General features: G+C 71.3%; 20 protein-coding genes. 2 read left to right on the forward strand and 18 right to left on the reverse strand.

Translation table 11 applies throughout. The features are described 5' to 3' along the window. Window position 1: 1 nt before the first annotated feature. Window positions 2–1996 (forward strand): family 20 glycosylhydrolase, encoded by a 1995-nt coding sequence (locus tag AB0M28_RS16250; protein ID WP_365404219.1) that lies wholly within the window; start codon window positions 2–4, stop codon window positions 1994–1996. Between the two features lie 76 nt (window positions 1997–2072). On the opposite strand, the gene glmM is transcribed toward AB0M28_RS16250, so the two are convergent. From glmM to AB0M28_RS16275, 5 genes are all read right to left on the reverse strand, one after another. Further along, window positions 2073–3431, reverse strand: coding sequence for a phosphoglucosamine mutase (gene glmM, locus AB0M28_RS16255; protein WP_365404222.1), 1359 nt, complete (start codon window positions 3429–3431; stop codon window positions 2073–2075). A gap of 134 nt (window positions 3432–3565) precedes the next feature. Then, window positions 3566–4066: a 30S ribosomal protein S9 gene (gene rpsI / locus AB0M28_RS16260; RefSeq protein ID WP_365404224.1), complete on the reverse strand. Its 501-nt coding sequence runs from the start codon at window positions 4064–4066 to the stop codon at window positions 3566–3568. Between the two features lie 41 nt (window positions 4067–4107). Continuing rightward, window positions 4108–4551, reverse strand: a complete 444-nt coding sequence (gene rplM, locus AB0M28_RS16265; RefSeq protein ID WP_365404227.1) for a 50S ribosomal protein L13 — start codon at window positions 4549–4551, stop codon at window positions 4108–4110. Window positions 4552–4888: 337 nt separating this feature from the next. Beyond that, complete coding sequence (locus AB0M28_RS16270) at window positions 4889–5833, reverse strand: NAD(P)-dependent oxidoreductase (RefSeq protein ID WP_365404230.1); 945 nt, start codon at window positions 5831–5833, stop codon at window positions 4889–4891. A 127-nt stretch (window positions 5834–5960) separates the two neighbouring features. Next, window positions 5961–6716, reverse strand: coding sequence for a hypothetical protein (locus AB0M28_RS16275; RefSeq protein ID WP_365404233.1), 756 nt, complete (start codon window positions 6714–6716; stop codon window positions 5961–5963). Window positions 6717–6857: 141 nt separating this feature from the next. Between AB0M28_RS16275 and AB0M28_RS16280 the strand changes: the two genes are divergently transcribed. Continuing rightward, entirely contained in the window at window positions 6858–8477 is a 1620-nt protein-coding gene (locus AB0M28_RS16280) for an ATP-binding cassette domain-containing protein (protein ID WP_365404235.1), read from the forward strand. 22 nt (window positions 8478–8499) lie between these two features. Here AB0M28_RS16280 and AB0M28_RS16285 read toward each other — a convergent pair whose 3' ends face one another. The 13 genes from AB0M28_RS16285 to map all read right to left on the reverse strand — a co-directional run bounded on the left by AB0M28_RS16285 (window position 8500) and on the right by map (window position 19743). Further along, window positions 8500–9288: an META domain-containing protein gene (locus AB0M28_RS16285; protein ID WP_365404238.1), complete on the reverse strand. Its 789-nt coding sequence runs from the start codon at window positions 9286–9288 to the stop codon at window positions 8500–8502. 57 nt (window positions 9289–9345) lie between these two features. Further along, window positions 9346–9714 (reverse strand): holo-ACP synthase, encoded by a 369-nt coding sequence (locus tag AB0M28_RS16290; RefSeq protein WP_365404240.1) that lies wholly within the window; start codon window positions 9712–9714, stop codon window positions 9346–9348. Window positions 9715–9769: 55 nt separating this feature from the next. Then, window positions 9770–11611, reverse strand: coding sequence for a glycoside hydrolase family 3 protein (locus AB0M28_RS16295; protein WP_365404243.1), 1842 nt, complete (start codon window positions 11609–11611; stop codon window positions 9770–9772). Window positions 11612–11726: 115 nt separating this feature from the next. Beyond that, the gene (locus AB0M28_RS16300) at window positions 11727–13400 is read right to left on the reverse strand and encodes a peptidase (RefSeq protein WP_365404246.1); all 1674 of its coding nucleotides are present in this window, start codon (window positions 13398–13400) and stop codon (window positions 11727–11729) included. A 149-nt stretch (window positions 13401–13549) separates the two neighbouring features. After that, window positions 13550–14395, reverse strand: coding sequence for a tRNA pseudouridine(38-40) synthase TruA (truA, locus tag AB0M28_RS16305; RefSeq protein ID WP_365404249.1), 846 nt, complete (start codon window positions 14393–14395; stop codon window positions 13550–13552). A gap of 103 nt (window positions 14396–14498) precedes the next feature. Beyond that, window positions 14499–15020: a 50S ribosomal protein L17 gene (rplQ, locus tag AB0M28_RS16310; RefSeq protein ID WP_365404252.1), complete on the reverse strand. Its 522-nt coding sequence runs from the start codon at window positions 15018–15020 to the stop codon at window positions 14499–14501. Between the two features lie 337 nt (window positions 15021–15357). Beyond that, the gene (locus AB0M28_RS16315) at window positions 15358–16380 is read right to left on the reverse strand and encodes a DNA-directed RNA polymerase subunit alpha (protein ID WP_165233872.1); all 1023 of its coding nucleotides are present in this window, start codon (window positions 16378–16380) and stop codon (window positions 15358–15360) included. A gap of 261 nt (window positions 16381–16641) precedes the next feature. After that, window positions 16642–17268, reverse strand: a complete 627-nt coding sequence (rpsD, locus tag AB0M28_RS16320) for a 30S ribosomal protein S4 (RefSeq protein WP_365404255.1) — start codon at window positions 17266–17268, stop codon at window positions 16642–16644. Between the two features lie 26 nt (window positions 17269–17294). Further along, window positions 17295–17699 (reverse strand): 30S ribosomal protein S11, encoded by a 405-nt coding sequence (rpsK, locus tag AB0M28_RS16325; protein WP_365404258.1) that lies wholly within the window; start codon window positions 17697–17699, stop codon window positions 17295–17297. 58 nt (window positions 17700–17757) lie between these two features. Then, a complete protein-coding gene (gene rpsM, locus AB0M28_RS16330) occupies window positions 17758–18138 on the reverse strand; it encodes a 30S ribosomal protein S13 (protein WP_365404261.1) in 381 nt (126 codons plus the stop codon). 208 nt (window positions 18139–18346) lie between these two features. Further along, the gene (rpmJ, locus tag AB0M28_RS16335) at window positions 18347–18460 is read right to left on the reverse strand and encodes a 50S ribosomal protein L36 (protein WP_003956441.1); all 114 of its coding nucleotides are present in this window, start codon (window positions 18458–18460) and stop codon (window positions 18347–18349) included. Window positions 18461–18523: 63 nt separating this feature from the next. Then, window positions 18524–18745: a translation initiation factor IF-1 gene (infA, locus tag AB0M28_RS16340; protein ID WP_004927214.1), complete on the reverse strand. Its 222-nt coding sequence runs from the start codon at window positions 18743–18745 to the stop codon at window positions 18524–18526. Between the two features lie 152 nt (window positions 18746–18897). Then, window positions 18898–19743, reverse strand: a complete 846-nt coding sequence (gene map / locus AB0M28_RS16345) for a type I methionyl aminopeptidase (protein WP_365404265.1) — start codon at window positions 19741–19743, stop codon at window positions 18898–18900. Between the last annotated feature and the right edge of the window lie 368 nt (window positions 19744–20111).

The following is a 20111-nucleotide window of genomic DNA, read 5'->3' on the forward strand; positions in this document are numbered from 1 at the left end:
CGTGGTCCGTAGATCCTGGTTCGCCCTCGCCGCCGGCGCCTTACTGGCCGGCCTCTTCACCGGCCCGCCGAGCCAGGCGGCCGCCCCGCCCGACCCGCCCGCCCCCGTCACCGTCCCCGCCGTCCGCTCCTGGGACGGCGCTCCCGGCACCTGGGAGCTGGGCTCCGGCACCCGGATCGTGCTGGGCGACCCCGCCCTCGCGGACGTCGCCGCGCTGCTGGCCGACGAACTCGCGGGCCAGGAGGGCGTACGCCCCCGCGTCGTCACCGGGACCGCGCCCCGTACCCACGACATCCAGCTCGACCTCACCACCACCGCCCCCGGCAACAGCCCCGAGGGCTACGAACTCTCCCTCGCCGACGCCGCCCGGATCTCCGCCGCCGACCGCCGCGGCGTCCTGTACGGCACCCGCACCCTGCTGCAGGCCCTGCGCACCAGCGGGCACCCCGGCGCGATCGCCCGCGGCACCGTCCTCGACTGGCCGTCCCAGCCCCAGCGCGGGCAGATGCTCGACGTGGGCCGCAAGTACTTCCCCGTCGACTATCTGAAGCAGCAGATCCGCCAGACGGCCTGGTACAAGCTCAACACCTTCCATCTGCACCTGTCGGACTGGAACGGCTACCGCATCGAGAGCGACCTCTATCCGGAGATCGTCTCGCCGGACCACTACACCAAGGCCGAGCTGCGCGACCTGGAGGACTACGCCGCCCGCTACGGCATCACGATCGTCCCCGAGATCGACCTGCCCGGACATGCCGCCGCGATCGGCGACGCCCGCCCGGACCTCGCCTTCGCCTGCGAGTCCCTCTCCCGGCCCAACAACAACTGGGAGGGCTCGGACCGCGGCCACTGGACGCTCGACTACACCAAGCCCGCGATGCGGGAGTTCGCGAAGAACCTCGCCGGCGAGGTGGCCGACATCTTCGACAGCCCGTACCTGCACATCGGCACGGACGAGGTCCCGCTCACCCCGGCGCAGCTGGCGTGCCCGGAGCTGGTGGCGTACCAGCAGGCCAGGGGCTATCCGTATGTCGGCGACGTACTCGTGGAGTTCATCGACGAGATGGACGCCGCGATCCGCGCCAAGGGCAAGACGACGCAGATCTGGCAGTGGTGGGACTTCCGGCAGACCACCAGCATCGACCCGGACAAGCGGATCGTCGTCAACGAGTGGCTGGCCCCGCCCGAGGCCCGCGCCGCCGAGGGCTATCCGACCGTCGGCGTCCAGGACGGACCGCTGTACGTGAGTCCGGGCTTCGGGGCCGCGCCCGGCAAGTACGGCTTCTTCGACGTCCGTACGACCTACCGCGACTACCCCTTCGCGGCGAAGCCCGGCATCCTCGGCTACCGCGTCGCGCGCTGGTCGGACCGGACGCAGACGTTCGCCGTCGGCTGGGTGGACTACTTCGCGCGGCGTCCGGTGGCGGTGGTCGCGGACCGGACCTGGGCGACGCCCGCCGGTTCGGACGTACGGCCCTTCCTCGACCGGTACGACCAGGTGGGCGACGCCGGTCCCGTGCCGGCCGCCGACCCCGCGGACCTCGCCTCGCAGATCGGCGCCAACCCGGGCCTGACCACGCAGCAGGGCTGGACGGCGGCCGCCACCACCGAGGAGACGGTGCACTCGAACGGGCGGGCGGCCCGCGCGGTGGACAACGATCCGTACACCCACTGGCACAGCGACTACACCGCCACCCTCCCGCAGCAGCTGACCGTCGACATGGGCGCCGTCCAACGGATCGCGGGCGTGCGCTACATGCCGCGGCAGGACGGCGGCGTCAACGGGATGGTGAAGGCGTACGAGGTGCTCGTCTCCACCGACGGCGCGCAGTGGCGGACGGTCGCGAGCGGGGCGTTCCCCGCGGACCGTACGGAGTTCGTCGTGCCGTTCGAGGCGACGGGCGCGCGCTACATCGCCCTGCGCGCGCTGAGTGAGCACGGGGCGTCCAACACCTTCGCCTCCGTCGCGGAGTTGGACGCGGTACGGGCCCGCTGACGAGCGCGGCAGAGGCACGCTGACACGTGAGAGGGCCGGTGCACCCGCACCGGCCCTCTCACGGAATCGGAAGGCGTCAGCCCAGCGCCGACTTCACGATGTCCGCCAGCCGTCCCGCCACCGACCGCGCGTGGTCGATGTCGGCGGCCTCGACCATCACCCGGACCAGTGGCTCCGTACCCGACGGGCGCAGCAGTACGCGGCCGGTGGAGCCCAGCTCCGCCTCCGCGTCGGTGACGGCGGCGGCGACCTCGGCGGAGGTGGCCACCCGGGACTTGTCGACGTCGGGGACGTTCACGAGCACCTGCGGCAGCCGCTGCATCACCGCGGCCAGCTCGGCCAGCGGCTTGCCGGTCTCGGCGACGCGGGCCGCCAGCAGCAGGCCGGTGAGCGTGCCGTCGCCGGTGGTCGCGTGGTCGAGCACGATGACGTGGCCGGACTGCTCGCCGCCCAGGGCGAAGCCGCCGCGCTTCATCTCCTCCAGGACGTAACGGTCGCCGACCGCCGTCTGGATGAGCTCGACGCCCTCGCGCTCCAGCGCCAGCTTGAAGCCGAGGTTCGACATCACGGTTCCGACGACCGTGTTCCGGCGCAGCTTGCCGGCCTCGCGCATGCCGAGCGCGAGGACGGCGAGGATCTGGTCGCCGTCCACCTCGTCGCCGGCGGCGTCGACCGCGAGGCAGCGGTCCGCGTCGCCGTCGTGGGCGACGCCCAGGTCCGCGCCGTGCTCGAGGACGGCGGCCTTCAGGCGCTCCATGTGGGTGGAGCCGTAACCGTCGTTGATGTTGAGGCCGGTCGGGTCGTCGCCGATGGTGACGATCTCCGCGCCCGCCACGGCGAACGCCTCCGGGGAGACCCGCGCGGCGGCGCCGTGCGCCCCGTCGATGACGATCTTCAGCCCGTCGAGGCGGTTCGGCAGTACGCCGAGGAGGTGCGCGACGTACTTGTCGAAGCCCTCGTCGTAGTCGATGACGCGGCCGACCCCGGCGCCGGTCGGACGCTCCCAGGGCTCGCCGTGCTCGTGCTGGTGGTACGTCGCCTCGATGGCGTCCTCCAGCTCGTCGGAGAGCTTGTGGCCGCCGCGGGCGATGAACTTGATGCCATTGTCGGGCATCGGGTTGTGGCTGGCGGACAGCATCACGCCGAGGTCGGCGCCCAGCGCGCCGGTCAGATACGCCACGGCCGGCGTCGGCAGCACGCCGACCCGCAGCACGTCCACGCCCGCGCTGGCCAGGCCCGCGACGACCGCCGACTCCAGGAACTCTCCGGACGCCCGGGGGTCGCGCCCGACCACCGCCTTGGGCCGGTGGTCCTCCCTCGCACCCGCCTTGGCCAGGACGTGGGCCGCGGCGACCGAGAGCCCGAGCGCGAGCTCGGCGGTCAGGTCCGCGTTGGCGACACCGCGCACGCCGTCCGTTCCGAAGAGTCGTGCCACGTTGAGTTCCTCCGATGATCGGCCGTTGACGGAACGTGAACCGATGCCCGCCGTGAATGTGAATACCTACTGACGATACGCGAACGCCCCGGCGGCACGGTGTGCCGCCGGGGCGTTGCGTGTTGGTGCAGCGATCAGCGCTTGCTGTACTGCGTACCCTTACGGGCCTTCTTCAGACCGGCCTTCTTCCGCTCGACCGCGCGGTCGTCACGGGTCAGGAAGCCGGCCTTCTTGAGCGGGCCGCGGTTGTTGTCGACGTCGGCCTCGTTCAGGGCGCGGGCGACGCCCAGGCGCAGCGCACCGGCCTGGCCGGAGATGCCGCCGCCGTTGATGCGGGCGATGACGTCGTAACGGTTGTCCAGCTCGAGCACCTTGAAGGGCTCGTTGACTTCCTGCTGGTGCACCTTGTTCGGGAAGTAGGTCTCCAGGGTGCGACCGTTGATCTTCCACTTGCCGGAGCCCGGGACGATCCGGACGCGGGCGATGGCGTTCTTACGGCGGCCGGTGCCGGCACCCGGCAGGGCCTCACCGAAGCGGGACGCCAGCGACTCGCTGGTGTACTCCTGGGTCTCGGCCGGAGTCTCGGTCGTGTACTCCTCGACCTCGATGATCTCCTCGGCGGTGGTCTCAGCCACGATTCTCCTCAGATTCTTTTCGTCTAGGGGGGTGGCCGGACTTACTGCGCGACCTGGGTGATCTCGAACGGAACCGGCTGCTGCGCAGCGTGCGGGTGCTCGGCACCGCGGTAGACCTTCAGCTTCGAGAGCATCTGACGGCCCAGGGTGTTCTTCGGGAGCATGCCCTTGACGGCCTTCTCGATGGCCTTCTCGGGGTTGTCCGTGAGGAGGTCCTCGTAGCGGACGCTGCGCAGACCACCCGGGTAGCCGGAGTGGCGGTAGGCGAGCTTCTGGGTCCGCTTGTTGCCGGAGAGGTGCACCTTCTCGGCATTGATGATGATGACGAAGTCACCAGCGTCAATGTGAGGCGCGTACACCGGCTTGTGCTTACCCCGCAGAAGCGTGGCGGCCTGGGAGGCCAGGCGGCCGAGAACGACGTCCTCGGCGTCGATGACGTGCCACTGGCGCTGGACGTCGCCGGGCTTGGGGCTGTACGTACGCACGGTCGTAGCCTTCACTTCTTCAATGAGTGGGTCCTGACAAGGCCACCTGCGAGGGCCTCGTCGGTGGCGGGCGGGTGACGCAACCCGTTGCCCGCGGCCGTGCGGCTCAGCGCTGGTGTCCGGTGTAAGGGCCCCTCACGTGAGAATGAGCAAGCCAATACACACAACGAACTGGCAGGATACCGGTTGGGTCCGGCGGGGGTCAAAACGCGCACCCCCGCACCTCGGCCTGCCACGTCCAGGGTAAGGGACGCGACCGTTTCGCACCGGATGTCCTTCGTCACTCCGGTACGGCACCGGCTCCCGGGACCGCCGCGTCATCCCTCGGAACGCCGCGTCAGCCCTTCAGGACCACCGCGAACCCCTCCCGCCACGACCCGTACTCCGGCTTCCAGCCCAGCTCCCGCTTGGCCTTCGCGTTCGACGCGCCCCGGCTCTCGGTCATCATCGCCACCGCGAACGGCCCCGCCAGCAGCCGGCCCAGCCACGCCGGGACGTGCCGCGGCGGCTTCGCGCCCGCCGCCTGCGCCAGTACGGGGAGCCACTGGGCGACGGGGGCGGGCTCGTCGTCGACGATGTTGTAGATCCCGGGCGCCCCGTGCTCCACGGCGGCGGCCGTGGCGCGGGCCGCGTCGTCGATGTGGATCAGCGACCAGACCCCGGCCCCGCTCCCGACCACCGGGAACTGCCGCTTGCGCACCATCTCCAGCTGGTCGCCGCCGGGCGCCATGCCGGTGCCCTGTCCGTAGAAGCCGCCGTAGCGCAGGACGACGCCCTCCAGCCCGGGGGCCCGCGTCACCGCGTCCTCCAGGTGCCGGATGGCGCCGTGGGTCTGCTCGCCGCCCTTCACGGGCGTCGGGTCGAGCGGGTCCTCCTCGGTCTTCACCGGCCCGCCGGTACGGGCGGAGGGCCAGCCCGCGAAGCTCTGCGCGATGAAGCGGCGCACACCCGTCGTACGGGCCGCCGCCAGCAGGTTGTCGGTGCCCTCGGTGCGCAGCCGGTTGGTGAGCGCGAAGGACTTGTCGACCTTGCGCATGTCGATCTTCCCGGACAGGGCGGTCGCCTGGTGGACGATCACCTCCGGCAGCGTCCGCTCCACGGCCTCGCGCACGGCGGCCGCGTCCAGTACGTCGAGCACCAGCGGCTCGGCTCCGGCCTCGCGCAGCCGCGCGGTCTTGGCCTCGGTGGTCGTGGTGCCGACCACGGTGTGGCCGGCCGCTACGAGCATGGGTACGAGCCGGCTGCCGAGGGCGCCGGTCGCCCCGGTGACGAGAATCTTCATGGTCCGCGGCCTTTCCTGCGTCGGTTTTCCCGCTCTCTGCCGTATCGGCTACCCGGATGACGGATGCCGAGCGGCCGAATGTGACATCGGCGAGAAGGCGGCAGGCACTGAGCGGTTCGCCGGAACATCACCCGGACGCCCGTCTCCCCCGGTCCACGAGGCGGCCGAAGACATGGCGGCGGACGTCCCGGTCCGCGGTGAGCGCCGCCTGGTCCGCCGCTGCGACGGGGCGGCCGTCGGCGCGGCCCGTGACGGTGACGTAGGTGTAGCGGCCGAAGGCCGTGGCGGTCAGGCGGCAGCGGACGCCGGCGCAGAAGCCGCCCAGGGGGCGCAGGTGCCCCGGGACGCGGTCCTTGGCGCGCAGCGCCCCGTCCGCGTCGCCGAAGACCGCGACGCCCACCGTCACGGCGATCCCGCCGCGACGGTACGTGGCGCGGTACAGGGCCTCGCAGCCCGCGCGGACCAGCTCCGGGCCCGCGGTGTGGGCGGCGGCGCAGTCGCGGGTGGCGGAGACGGCCTCGCGGGTGTACGTCCGGCCGGCGACCGTCAGGTCCGGGCCGGAGAAGAAGGTGCCGACGGTGGTGGGGGCCGTGTCCAGGGCGGCGGTGGAGAGGGCGGCGACGGGATCCGCTGTTCCCGCAGGACCGCGACCGGGACCGGCCGTCTCGACTGCGTGGGCGCGCGTGACCGGTGCCCGCCCCCCGTCCCCCGCCTCCGGCGCCCCGCCGAGCGCCGTCGCCGCGACCCCCGCGGCCAGTCCCGCCGCCAGCAGCCCGCCCACGCCGTACGCCAGCCGTCTGCGCCGTACGCGCTGCCGCTCGGCGGACTCCGCGAGAGCGGCCCAGTCGGGGGTGGGTGGCGGGGGTGCGGGGGCGTACGTCATGCGCGGCATCGTAGGAAGCCCGCCCCGCCCGCACGGGCCCGCGCGGCGGCGCCACCCGAAAGGGGACGCCGCCCCGCGGCGCTCTCCGCCGGCCGCGAAAAGACGTGGCCCTCCCCGCCCCCGCAGGTCAGAATCGCCCCTATGGGTCATCTGGAAGCCGCACACCTCGAGTACTACCTCCCCGACGGGCGGATCCTCCTCGGCGACGTCTCCTTCCGCGTCGGCGAGGGCGCGGCGTACGCCCTGGTCGGCGCGAACGGCGCGGGCAAGACGACCCTGCTGCGGCTGCTCTCCGGCGAGCTGCAGCCGCACGGCGGCACCGTCACCGTCAGCGGCGGGCTCGGCGTGATGCCGCAGTTCGTGGGCTCCGTACGGGACGAGCGCACGGTCCGCGACCTGCTGGTCTCCGTGTCCCAGCCGAAGATCCGCAAGGCCGCCGCGGCCGTCGACAAGGCCGAGCACGCGATCATGACGGTCGACGACGAGAAGGCCCAGCTGGCGTACGCCCAGGCCCTCAGCGACTGGGCCGAGGTGCAGGGCTACGAGGCCGAGACGCTCTGGGACAAGTGCACGATGGCGGCCCTGGGCGTCCCGTACGAGCGGGCCCAGTTCCGCGAGGTGCGCACGCTCTCCGGCGGCGAGCAGAAGCGCCTGGTCCTGGAGGCCCTGCTGCGCGGCACGGACGAGGTGCTGCTGCTCGACGAGCCGGACAACTACCTGGACGTCCCCGGCAAGCGCTGGCTGGAGGAGCAGCTGCTGACCACCCCCAAGACGGTGCTGTTCGTCAGCCACGACCGCGAGCTGCTGGCCCGCTCCGCCGAGAAGATCGTCAGCGTCGAGCCGAGCCCCGCGGGCTCGGACGTCTGGCTGCACGGCGGGGGCTTCTCGACGTACCACGAGGCCCGCAAGGAGCGCTTCGAGCGCTTCGAGGAGCTGCGCCGCCGCTGGGACGAGGAGCACGCGAAGCTCAAGCGCCTGGTCAACATGTACAAGCAGAAGGCCGCCTTCAACTCCGACATGGCCTCGCGGCTGCAGGCCGCCCGTACCCGGCTGCGGAAGTTCGAGGAGGCCGGTCCGCCGCAGGCGCCGCCGCGCGAGCAGGACATCAAGATGCGGCTGCGCGGCGGGCGCACCGGCATCCGCGCGATCACCTGCGAGGGCCTGGAGCTGACCGGGCTGATGCAGCCCTTCGGCCTGGAGGTCTTCTACGGCGAGCGGGTCGCGGTCCTCGGCTCGAACGGCTCGGGCAAGTCGCACTTCCTGCGTCTGCTGGCCGGCGACACGGTGGCCCACACCGGCGCGTGGAAGCTGGGCGCGCGGGTCGTCCCCGGGCACTTCGCGCAGACGCACGCGCATCCGGAGCTGCAGGGCCGCACGCTGCTGGACATCCTGTGGAAGGAGCACGCCAAGGACCGCGGCGCGGCGATGTCGGCGCTGCGGCGCTACGAGCTGACCAAGCAGGCCGAGCAGCCCTTCGACCGGCTGTCGGGCGGCCAGCAGGCCCGGTTCCAGATCCTGCTGCTGGAGCTGCAGGGCACGACGGCGCTGCTGCTGGACGAGCCGACGGACAACCTCGACCTGGAGTCCGCGGAGGCGCTGCAGGAGGGTCTGGAGGCGTACGAGGGGACGGTGCTGGCCGTCACCCACGACCGGTGGTTCGCGAAGACCTTCGACCGGTTCCTGGTCTTCGGCGCCGACGGCCGGGTGCGGGAGACGCCGGAGGCGGTCTGGGACGAGAAGCGGGTGACCCGCGCCCGCTGAGGGGCGCGGGCCCACCTGCCTGTCACGGCCTGGCCGTGAACTCCATCACCGTCCCGCCGCCGCCCTTGAGCGTCAGCTTCCCGGCCCGGTTCTCCACGACCGTCACCGTCCCCGTGAGCAGCTTCGTGAGCTTGCGCTCGTAGTCCCCGCCCCCGCCCAGGCAGGCGCTCAGCGTCACCGCCAGCGGACCGACGTCGATGGTGCCGGTGTCGTGGACCTTCGCCGTGCCGCGCAGGGTGTTGCAGCCGGTGTTCCCCTCCACAGCGCCGTCCGCGGTGAAGCGCACCCACATGCCGCCCATCGGCGGCTGCTCGACCGCGTGCCACTTCGTGCGGAGCAGCGCCGACCCGTTGTCGTAGCCGAGAGTGACGACGGAGCCGTCGGGCGCTGTCAGGATGCGGCGGTTCGGGTCCGCGGGGTCGAGGGCGCTGGCGACCTCGCCCTTCAGCGCCGCGGCCAGGGCGGTCTCGAAGTCCATGCCGTTCTCGCAGGCCATGGCGGTGGACTCCCACACGCCGAACTCGACCGTGTCGTCCGTCACCGTGACGGGACTGCCCATGCGGTTGCAGGCGCGGGCCCCTGCCTGGCCGTCCTTGATCTCGAAGGTCGCGATCATGTCCGTCGGGGGCTTGTACGTCTTCCCCTTGGCGGTCACCTCCTGCACCAGCCACGGTGTGCCGTCCAGCGGCAGCACGGACTTACCCGCGTCCTTGGCGCCGCCCCGCTCGTCGACGAGCAGACCGCCGTCCGTCTCACCGGCGCAGGCGCCGAGCGCGCCACCCATCACGACTGCCGCGACCAGCGCGGTCATCCATCTAGCCACCATGCCGCTGTGACGGGGCGGGGACGCATCCGGTTCCACCGGGGTTCACCCCTCGGCGATCACCACGGCCGAGGCGACGCCCGCGTCGTGGCTGAGGCTCACATGCCAGTGCCGCACGCCCAGCTCCGCCGCGCGCCCGGCCACGGTGCCGCGTACCCGCAGATACGGGCGCCCGCCGCCGTCCGTACAGACCTCGGCGTCGTGCCAGTGCAGCCCGGCGGGCGCGCCCAGGGCCTTGGCGAGGGCCTCCTTGGCGGCGAAGCGCACGGCCAGCGACGCGATGCCGCGGGGCTCGCCGTCCGGGAGGGTGCGCTCGGCGGGCAGGAACAGCCGCTCGGCGAGCGACGGCGTACGCGCGAGCGCCTCGCCGAACCGCTCGATCTCGGCCACGTCGATCCCGACGCCGATGATCACCGGGCCGCCTCATCCGTAACGCTGCTCATGAACCGAGCGTACGCGCCGCCCCGGATCAGTACGGCGACCGCCCGAACCCCAGCGGGAACAGCGGCTTCTTCCCGTCACCGGCGTTGACCGGCTCGTCCTCCGCCCGCACGGGCCACGACACCGGCAGCTTCCCGTGGTACCCGGCGCCGAAGAGGGTGTCCGTCAGCCCGCGGCCCTCGGAGCCCGGCAGCCAGGCGGCGACGAAGGCGTCCGTCTCCTTCAGGGCGTCGCCCACGATCAGCGGCCGCCCGGAGTACAGGATCGCCACGCACTTCGCGGCCCGGGCGCACGTCTCGCGCAGCGACCGCGTGTTCTCCTCGCCCAGCGCCAGCTCGCGGGAGTCACCCTCGCCCTCGGCGTACGGGTCCTCTCCCCCGACCCAGACCGCCACGTCCCCCCGGCCCTCGCGGGCCACCGCGACGTCCGTGCCCCGCACCGCCTGGCGCAGGGCCTGCCAGAACGTCGTGCCCTCGGTGTGCCGGCCGAGCAGCCCCTGCCAGCGGTGGGACCAGCCGCCCAGCTGGCGGCCCAGATCGTCGGCGCCGTTGCCGCCGACGACGATGCGGTACGAGCCGGCGCGGGCCAGCGGCAGCACGCCGTCGTTCTCCAGCAGCACCTGGGACTCGCGCACCGCCTCCCGCGCCACGGCGCGGTGCCCGGCGGAGCCGACGGAGGAGGTGAGGGAGGGATCGCCGTACGGGTGGTCGAAGAGCCCCATGCGGAACTTCACGCCGAGGATCCGGCGTACCGCGTCGTCGACCCGGGCGGACGGGATGCGCCCGGCCTCGACGCCGTCGGTGATCGCGGCGATGGTGCCCCGGTAGTCGTCCGGCACCATGATCATGTCGATGCCGGCGTTCACGGCCCGCTCCACCTGCGCGGGGAAGCTCCCGCCCGGCAGCTGCTGGACGGCGGCGTAGTCGCTGACCAGGAACCCGTCGAAGCCCAGCTCCTCCTTCAGCCACCCGGTCAGCAGCCGCCGGTCACCGTGCGTCTTCACGCCCCGCACGCTGCTGTACGTCGCCATCACCGACCCCACCCCCGCCGCCACGGCGTCGCGGTACGGGGGCAGGTGCACGGCGCGCAGCTCGGCGTCGGCTGTCCGGGCGTCGCCCTGGTCCAGCAGATACCCCTTGGCGGGATTGCCGGTGCCGACGGCCGCCGCCCCGTCCCCGATGAAGTGCTTGGCGGTCGCCAGCACGGACCCGGCCCCCAGCCGCTCCCCCTGGAACCCCCGTACGGAGGCGGCCCCCAGCGGCCCGACGATGTCCGGCGTCTCGCCGTACCCCTCGTACGTCCGCCCCCAGCGGTCGTCGCGGGGCACGCACACGCAGGGGCTGAACGCCCACCGCATGCCGGCCCCGAGCACCTCGTCCCGGGTCACCCGGTCGGCCCGCTCCACGAGGTCCGCGTCACGCGTGGCGCCCATCCCGATCCGGTGCGGGAAGACCACGGCGCCGTGCACGTTCCCCAGCCCGTGCACGGCGTCGACGCCGTACAGCAGCGGGATCCCCAGCCGGCTGCGCATCGCGGCGCGCTGGTACGCCGCGGTCATCGCGGCCCACTCGGCCGCCGTACCCCCGGACGTCCCGCCGGGCCCGCCGTCGTCGCCGGCGCTGAGCACGGACCCGATCCCGTACCGGGCGAGATCCGCCGGATCCTTGACGTGGACGTTCTGCACCTGCGTCATCTGCCCGGCCTTCTCGGCCGGGGTCATCGCCCGCAGACACTCCTCGACACCGCCGCAGGGCGCCTCGGCGGCGGCCGCCCGCCCCGAGTCGGTCACGGCCGGCGGCACGGCACACCCGGCGAGCGCCATCGCCACCACACCGGCCAGCAGCCGCGCCCGCCCAGCACCCCGTCGCACCCGAACCATCCCGCTGGTGATCACCCGCCCCATTCGACCACCACGCCCACCACTCCCCGGGACACAACGCACCGGCCTGCCCCCGATCGGAGGCAGGCCGGTGCGGTCGTACGGATCAGACTGCGGCGTTCCTCCGCCGCCGCGCGACGACGTAGAGCCCGGCGCCGAGCACGATCGCCGTGGCGGACGCGGCGCCGATGACCAGCATCCCGTCGGCGCCGGTGCCGGCGAGCCCGCCGCCGGCACCACCGGAGCCGGAGGAGCCGGTACCGCCCGCGGACTGCGGGCCGTCGCCCCCGGTCGAACCGCCGTCACCGGAACCGCCGCCGGAGCCGCCGCCGGAGCCGCCGCCGGAGGACGCGCCGGTGCCGTTGAGGACGAGGCGCGCGGTGTTGTTGCCGGGCTTCCTGTCGAAGGGGTGCGGCTTCGGGGACTTCGGACTCCACGAACCGACGGTGAGCGTGCCCGCCGCGTCGGGGAGCACCTCCACGATCTTCAGCTCGAAGGGATACGAGTACTTCTTGCCCTCCAGCACCACGGAACCCGTGTTGCAGACGTACCGCGGGGCGCCGAGCTGCTCGTCGTCCTCCAGATAGCCGCCGTCGGACTTCGTACCGCGGCAGTCGTCCGGCTTCCGGGTCACCTTGGCGCCCTTCGGAACCCGGAACTCGAACTGGGCGACGCTCTCGCCCGACCGGATGTAGCCGACCCACGCCGGACCCTTGTTCTGCCAGCCCAGGTCGACCTTCACCGTGGCCCCGGCCGCGCCCTGGGCGGTCACGCCCTTCGCCGCGAAGTCGGCGCTGCTCTTCACCTGGAACGGGATCTCCGCCTGGTTGTTCCACGGGTCGAGGTCGGCGCTGAGGGTCGACGCGTGCTTCCTCAGGGTGAGCTTCGGCCCGGTCCCCTTGGTGAACTTCAGCCCTCCGCGCAGCTTCGCCAGCGCGTTCTCGGTGGCCGGGGTCACGCGGAAGAGGAACTCGTCGTACAGGGCGTGGTCGGCCATCCGCAGCCGCTCGGGCTGCGTCTCCCAGACCTCGCCCGGCGCGACCGCCTCGTCGAACCGGCAGATCACCTGCGTGCCGGGGCCGACGATGTCGTGCGCGGTCTCGCTGTACTCGCAGTTCTCGTAGCGGTCGGGGAACTCCACGCCGTGGGTGCCCCGCATCGTCAGCAGCACGCCGTCGGCCGCCTGGGTGCCGGCGTTGGCGAAGACGAGCGGCGCGTTGTACGTCGACCCCGGCTTGAGCGTGCCGGGCGCGGGCAGCGGCTTGACGACGAGGTCGGGTCCGCCGATGCCCACCTTCGCGGTGTACGCGGTGAAGGTCGCGCCCGCCACGGTGCCGGTCACCTCGACCGTGCCGGTGTCGCCGTCCGAGCTGCCCTCGGCCGCGGCCAGTTCGAAGTCGGCCAGCGAATTCCGGCCGTTGCCGATGCTCCACGGATCGGTGCAGGTGACGACGGCGCCCGCACGCTCGCAGTCGGGCGAGCCGTCCTCGCCGAACTTCCAGTCGGCGACTCCCGCCACACCGCTGAAGTCGATGGTGTACGTGGCCTCGCCGGCGGGGTGGAACTCCTCCCCGGGGTTGTCGACCCAGACCTCGAACTCCGAGGTCTCCGGCGCACCGCTCGCCGGGTAGGGGTACAGGGCCACTTCGGAAGGGCCACCGATCGTGAACACCGGCTCCGCGGCGTGGACCGGCGCGGCGAGACCGACGACCACCAGGCCCGCGGCTCCCAGGCCGCATGCGGCCCGGCTCAGCACGGTGCGCAGGGATCTCTGAGTCATGAGGTCAACCTCTGTCGACGGATGAAACCTGTGGGTCCGCTGTGACGCCGGACACCTTTTCGACCATCGCGAGGCACCCCGAGTTGCCCACCCGGAGGTCACGAACCGGCAACGCCCCGGCACGCGAAGGAGTCACCGCCGAAGAATGATCAGGGCTTCAGCAGCGTCCGCAGGTTCCGCGCCTCCCTGTTCCGCGCCGCCAGCAGCCCGTCCGCCGGATAACCGACCTCCTCCAGCGTCAGCCCGTGCGGGCGTACGACCTGGACCGCCGAGTCGCGGACCGCCGCGTGCAGCACCTTGCCCGTCCACTGCGGCGGGCGGTGGCCGTCGCCGACGAAGAGCATCGCGCCGACCAGGGAGCGGACCATGTTGTGGCAGAAGGCGTCCGCCTTCACCGTGGCCTCGAGGATGCCGTCCGGGCGGCGCTCCCAGCGCAGCTCCTGCAGGGTGCGGATCGTCGTCGCGCCCTCGCGGCGCTTGCAGAACGCCGCGAAGTCGTGCTCGCCGAGCAGCAGCGCCGCGGCCTCGTTCATGGCGTCGAGGTCCAGCGGCCAGTTGTGCCACAGCACATGGCCCCGCAGCAGCGGGTCCACCCCGCCCGGATGGTCGCTGACCCGGTACGCGTACCGCCGCCAGATCGCCGAGAAGCGCGCGTTGAAGTGCGCGGGCGCCTCGCTGATCCGCCAGATCCGCACGTCCATCGGCAGCCGCCCCGCCAGCCGCCGCATCAGCTGCGGGCCGTGCTCGGCCCACAGCTCCGCCGGCAGGTCGACGTGCGCCACCTGGCCGCGGGCGTGCACCCCGGCGTCGGTGCGGCCGGCGACGGTCAGCTCGTACGTCTGCTCCTGCCGCGTCACCACCCGCAGCGCGGACTCGATCTCCTCCTGGACGGTCCGCTGCCCCCGGCTCTGCTTCGCCCACCCGGAGAAATCCGCCCCGTCGTACGACAGATCCAGCCGCACCCGTACGAACCCGGGCTCCACCTCATCGCTCACCCTGCGATCCTCTCAGACGTCCGCCGCCGCCCCCGACCAGGAAAAGCCGAAGCGGGCCCGCCCCCGGTGAGGGGAGCGGGCCCGCTTCGTACGCGCTGAAGCGTCAGGCGTCCTTGGACTCCTCGGCCGGGGCCTCGGCGGCCTCGACGACGGCGTCCTCGACGACCTCGTCCTTCTTGAGGTCGGCGACGGCAGCGTCACCAGCGGCATCCTTGGCGGTGCGCTTGGTGGCCGCCTCGGCCTCACCGACAGCCTGCTGCTGCACGGTCAGGGCCTCGACCAGCTCGATGACGGCCATGGGCGCGTTGTCGCCACGGCGGTTACCGACCTTGGTGATCCGGGTGTAGCCGCCCGGGCGGTTCTCGTAACGCGGGCCGATCTCGGTGAACAGCGTGTGCACGATGCTCTTGTCCGTGATCTCCTGCATGACCAGGCGACGGCTGTGCAGGTCGCCCTTCTTCGCCTTGGTGACGAGCTTCTCCGCGTACGGACGCAGACGGCGGGCCTTGGCCTCCGTGGTCCGGATACGGCCGTGCTCGAAGAGCGAGGTGGCCAGGTTACGCAGCATCAGCCGCTCGTGCGCCGGGCTGCCGCCCAGACGAGCACCCTTGGTGGGCTTCGGCATGGTGTTCCTCAATCCTCCGCACCGGCCGTATCAGGTACCGGTACGGGTCCTGCGGGAATCCCTGTGATCCCCGTCGCGGACCCCTGGGAGCGGCCGCTCCCTGGGGAACCCCCCGGCCGAGACCAGAGGGCGTCCGGGGTGTGCGGACACACCCCGAAGTTCGATTATCGGGCTCATACGGACCGAAGGCACGGGCACAAAGACCCGACCCCAGCCCGTACCGGCGCCGGCGGCATACCAGCCCGTCCGGCGTTTGAGGACTTCGGGCGAAGCCCGAAGCGCGCCGGAGGCGCCGGCGGAACCGCACCCGAAGGACACGGCCCGCCGACGGAACCGATCAGTACTGCTCGGTCTCGACGAAACCCGCGTCCGCGTCGTCATCCGCGCCGAACGCGTCAGCCGCAGCGGTGGGGTCGAATCCGGGCGGGCTGTCCTTGAGGGCCAGGCCCATACCGGCCAGCTTCGCCTTGACCTCGTCGATCGACTTCGCACCGAAGTTGCGGATGTCGAGCAGGTCGGCCTCGGAACGCGCCACGAGCTCACCCACGGAGTGGATGCCCTCACGCTTGAGGCAGTTGTACGACCGAACGGTGAGCTCGAGCTCCTCGATCGGCAGCGCCAGGTCGGCGGCCAGGGCGGCGTCCGTCGGGGACGGACCCATGTCGATGCCCTCAGCGTCGATGTTCAGCTCGCGGGCGAGACCGAACAGCTCGACCAGCGTCTTACCGGCGGACGCCATCGCGTCACGGGGACGCATGGCCTCCTTGGTCTCGACGTCGACGATCAGCTTGTCGAAGTCGGTGCGCTGCTCGACACGGGTGGCCTCGACCTTGTACGTGACCTTGAGCACCGGCGAGTAGATGGAGTCGACCGGGATCCGGCCGATCTCCTGGCCCACCTGCTTGTTCTGCACGGCGGAGACGTAGCCGCGACCGCGCTCGACGGTCAGCTCCATCTCCAGCTTGCCCTTGCCGTTGAGCGTGGCCAGGACCAGGTCCGGGTTGTGGACCTCGACGCCGGCCGGCGGGGCGATGTCGGCGGCGGTGACGACACCCGGGCCCTGCTTGCGCAGGTACATCACGACGGGCTCGTCGTGCTCCGAGGAGACGACCAGCTGCTTGATGTTCAGGATGAGGTCGGTGACGTCCTCCTTGACGCCCGGCACGGTGGTGAACTCGTGCAGGACACCGTCGATCCGGATGGACGTCACGGCGGCGCCCGGGATCGAGGAGAGGAGCGTACGACGGAGGGAGTTGCCGAGGGTGTAGCCGAAGCCCGGCTCCAGCGGCTCGATGACGAACCGGGACCGGTACTCCTCCACGACCTCTTCGGTCAGGGAAGGACGCTGAGCGATCAGCATGAGTTTGTTGCCTCCAGTCTTCGGCGTCCGCTATTTGACACCGAGGCGGATGAACCGACGCCCACCATTTGACGACGGCACACATTCAGGGTACGGCAACCTCACAGCCCGTCCGGCCCGCGGGCGGAGCCCGCTATCGGACACAGCGAGGACTTCGGCGAAGCCGAAGCGCGCCGAAGGCGCCGACGGAACCGCACCCAACGACCACGGGCGCCCCGTGCGACGAACCGCACGAGACGCCCACAGCCGGAAGGCTGAGCCTTACTTGGAGTAAAGCTCAACGATGAGCTGCTCCTGCACCTGCGTGTCGATGACCGCACGCTCGGGCAGGGAGTGGACCAGGATCCGCAGCTTCGACGGGATGGCCTCCAGCCACGCCGGAACCGTCTTGTCGCCGGCCTCCGCGACCGCCACCTGGAAGGGGGTCAGGTTACGGGAGGACTCACGGACCTGGATGATGTCGTTCGGCGACACACGGGCCGACGGGATGTCGGTCTTGCGGCCGTTGACCTCGATGTGGCCGTGGCGGACCAGCTGACGGGCGTGGTCGCGGGACTTGGCGAAGCCGGCCCGGTAAACCACGTTGTCGAGGCGGGTCTCGAGGATGCGGAGCAGGTTCTCGCCGGTCTTGCCGGACTTCCTGTTCGCCTCCTCGTAGTAGCCACGGAACTGCTTCTCAAGGACGCCGTAGATGCGAGCGCACTTCTGCTTCTCGCGCTTCTGCAGCAGGTACTCGGAGTCCTTGGTGCGCCCGCGACCGTGCTCACCCGGGGGGTAAGGACGGATCTCGATCGGGCACTTCGCGCTCTCGCACTTAGCTCCCTTGAGGAAGAGCTTCTGCTTCTCCCGACGGCAACGCTTGCAGTCGGCCCCGGTGTAACGCGCCATTGTCTTTGTTCTCCTACTTCAGATGGTCAGACGCGGCGGCGCTTGGGCGGGCGGCATCCGTTGTGCGGGGTGGGGGTGACGTCCTGGATCGAGCCGACCTCGAGGCCGGTGGCCTGGAGGGAGCGGATCGCGGTCTCACGGCCGGAGCCGGGACCCTTGACGAAGACGTCGACCTTGCGCATGCCGTGCTCCTGCGCGCGACGAGCGGCGGACTCGGCGGCCATCTGAGCGGCGAACGGCGTCGACTTGCGCGAGCCCTTGAAGCCGACGTGGCCGGCAGAGGCCCAGCTGATCACGTTGCCCGAGGGGTCGGTGATCGAAATGATCGTGTTGTTGAACGTGCTCTTGATGTGAGCGTGCCCGTGGGCGACGTTCTTCTTCTCCTTGCGGCGCACCTTCTTGGCGCCGGCCGTACGGCCCTTCGGAGGCATTCAGTTTCTCCCGTGGAGGTGGTCGGTCCTACTACAGCTGGTGGGACCGCTGCGAGGACTACTTCTTGCCCGGCTTCTTCTTGCCGGCGATGGCGCGACGCGGGCCCTTGCGGGTGCGGGCGTTGGTGGAGGTGCGCTGACCGCGGACGGGCAGGCCACGACGGTGGCGCAGGCCCTGGTAGCAGCCGATCTCGACCTTGCGGCGGATGTTCGCCTGGATCTCGCGACGGAGGTCACCCTCGGTCTCGATGTTCTCGTCCACGTAGTCGCGGATCTTGACGAGCTCATCCTCGGTCAGATCGCGGACGCGGGTGTCCGGGTTCACGCCGGTCTCGGCGAGCGTGCGCTGAGAGAGCGTACGGCCGATACCGAAGACGTAGGTGAGAGCGACCTCGACGCGCTTGTCGCGCGGCAGGTCAACGCCCTGAAGGCGTGCCATGTATCTGGCTCCTGATGACTATTCGGAGGTCTGACGCGGTACCGTTCCCGCAAAAATCTTGACGAGCCTTACGAGCCGGGTCCCCGGCCTCCGAGCCGGGGGTGTCGTCCCACACAGAGGAAACCGTGGGGGTCGGGCTACCGCGTATCTGTTGTTATTCGCTTGTGCGTCGCGCGAAGAACTGCTGAGAAGTGCAGGTCGGCGTGCGTCAGCCCTGGCGCTGCTTGTGGCGCAGGTTGTCGCAGATGACCATGACCCGGCCGTGACGGCGGATCACCTTGCACTTGTCGCAGATCTTCTTGACGCTCGGCTTGACCTTCATTGGTTCGGAGGTCCTCCGGGTCAGTGCCCTGTACCCCACGGGAGCGGGGCACACGAGCAAGATCTACTTGTAGCGGTAGACGATCCGCCCGCGCGTCAGGTCGTACGGAGAGAGCTCCACGACGACCCGGTCGTCGGGAAGAATACGGATGTAGTGCATCCGCATCTTGCCGCTGATGTGCGCGAGGACCTGGTGCCCGTTCTGCAGCTCCACCCTGAACATGGCGTTCGGCAGAGACTCGACGACGGTGCCCTCGATCTCGATGGCCCCTTGTTTTTTGGCCATACCTGAGTGCTACACCTTCCGGATTGGCTACCTGGGGTGGCCCCTGGGCGCACGCAGGCGTACAAGGACCGACGAGTCAGTCTACGCGACGCGCCCAGAAAAGGCGAAATCGAGGATTCTCCCCGTCTGCGGAGATCCTTAAGCGGAAATCCTCAGCCGAGCGGATCCGGGGCCGTTTCCACGCCCAGCTCGGCCAGCTTGGCCTTGCCGCCGTCCGGCGCGGTCAGCACCAGGGGGCCCTGCTCGGTCAGCGCCACCGAGTGCTCCCAGTGACTGGACCACGAACCGTCGTCGGTCTTGACCGTCCACTCGTCCTCCAGCACGTGGGTCTTCGGCGTGCCGAGGCTCACCATCGGCTCGATGGCGATGCAGAAGCCGGGGACGAGCTTGGGGTTGTTGCGGCCGAGACGGCGACGCGGGTCGACGTAGTTCAGCAGATGGGGGTCCATGTGCATCTCGGAGCCGATGCCGTGGCCGCCGTAGTCCTCGACGATCCCGTAGCGGCCGCTCGCCGGGCGGGGCTGGCGGCGGATGTAGCCCTCGATGGCCTTCGACACCTCGACCAGCCGGGCGCCCTTGCGTACGGCGGCGATCCCGGCCCACATCGACTCCTCGGTCACCCGGGAGAGCTCGAGCAGCTCCGGAGCGTGACCGCTGCCCACGAAGACGGTGATCGCGGCGTCGCCGTGCCAGCCGTCGACGATCGCGCCGGCGTCGATGGAGATCATGTCGCCGTTCCGGAGCACGGTCTCCCGGTCCGGGATGCCGTGCACCACGACGTCGTTCACGGACGTGCAGATGTTGCCGGGGAAGCCCCCGTACCCCAGGAAGTTCGGCTTCGCGCCGTGATCGGCGAGCACCTTCGCGGCGATCTCGTCGAGCTCCTTGGTGCTCACACCCGGCTGCGCGGCCTCCGCGCACGCCTCGTGCATCGCGGCGACGACCAGGCCCGCCGCGCGCATCTTGGCGATCTGCTCGGGCGTCTTGATCTCCACCATGCGGCTTCCGCTCTCTTCCAACCAGGACCGACACATCCACGTACCACGATACGCGGCCGCGAGCAGTCGCCCGCCAGAGACCGAAGCGCTGCGGGCAGCCGCCGCAGTCGACCCGCAGGCCGCGGGCAGCCGCCCGGCAGGGACACTACGCGCCGGGACCCGCACGCTGCGGGCAGTCGTGCCGCAGGGCGGCACGGGTGGGCGCAGCGGCACCGCACCCGACCACCCGCACGCAACCACAGCCACACCCCGCCGCAGGCGAAACAGCGGCACCCGCACAGACACCCAGCCGCCGCAGGCGAACCGCACGCCGCGGGCAGCCGCCGCAGGCGAACCGCACGCTGCGGGCAGTCGTGCCGCAGGGCGGC

Source organism: Streptomyces sp. NPDC051940, from assembly GCF_040680895.1.
GTDB lineage: Bacteria > Actinomycetota > Actinomycetes > Streptomycetales > Streptomycetaceae > Streptomyces.

Bases quoted from the DNA above. Each gene is read 5' to 3' on its own strand.
- AB0M28_RS16280 (WP_365404235.1), top strand. From the start codon at position 6,858: ATGGGTCATCTGGAAGCCGCACACCTCGAGTACTACCTCCCCGACGGG.
- rplQ (WP_365404252.1), bottom strand. From the start codon at position 15,020: ATGCCGAAGCCCACCAAGGGTGCTCGTCTGGGCGGCAGCCCGGCGCAC.
- rpsM (WP_365404261.1), bottom strand. From the start codon at position 18,138: ATGGCACGCCTTCAGGGCGTTGACCTGCCGCGCGACAAGCGCGTCGAG.
- AB0M28_RS16285 (WP_365404238.1), bottom strand. From the start codon at position 9,288: ATGACCGCGCTGGTCGCGGCAGTCGTGATGGGTGGCGCGCTCGGCGCC.
- AB0M28_RS16300 (WP_365404246.1), bottom strand. From the start codon at position 13,400: ATGACTCAGAGATCCCTGCGCACCGTGCTGAGCCGGGCCGCATGCGGC.
- rpsD (WP_365404255.1), bottom strand. From the start codon at position 17,268: ATGGCGCGTTACACCGGGGCCGACTGCAAGCGTTGCCGTCGGGAGAAG.
- AB0M28_RS16315 (WP_165233872.1), bottom strand. From the start codon at position 16,380: ATGCTGATCGCTCAGCGTCCTTCCCTGACCGAAGAGGTCGTGGAGGAG.
- rpmJ (WP_003956441.1), bottom strand. From the start codon at position 18,460: ATGAAGGTCAAGCCGAGCGTCAAGAAGATCTGCGACAAGTGCAAGGTG.
- map (WP_365404265.1), bottom strand. From the start codon at position 19,743: ATGGTGGAGATCAAGACGCCCGAGCAGATCGCCAAGATGCGCGCGGCG.
- infA (WP_004927214.1), bottom strand. From the start codon at position 18,745: ATGGCCAAAAAACAAGGGGCCATCGAGATCGAGGGCACCGTCGTCGAG.
- rpsK (WP_365404258.1), bottom strand. From the start codon at position 17,699: ATGCCTCCGAAGGGCCGTACGGCCGGCGCCAAGAAGGTGCGCCGCAAG.
- AB0M28_RS16270 (WP_365404230.1), bottom strand. From the start codon at position 5,833: ATGAAGATTCTCGTCACCGGGGCGACCGGCGCCCTCGGCAGCCGGCTC.
- AB0M28_RS16275 (WP_365404233.1), bottom strand. From the start codon at position 6,716: ATGACGTACGCCCCCGCACCCCCGCCACCCACCCCCGACTGGGCCGCT.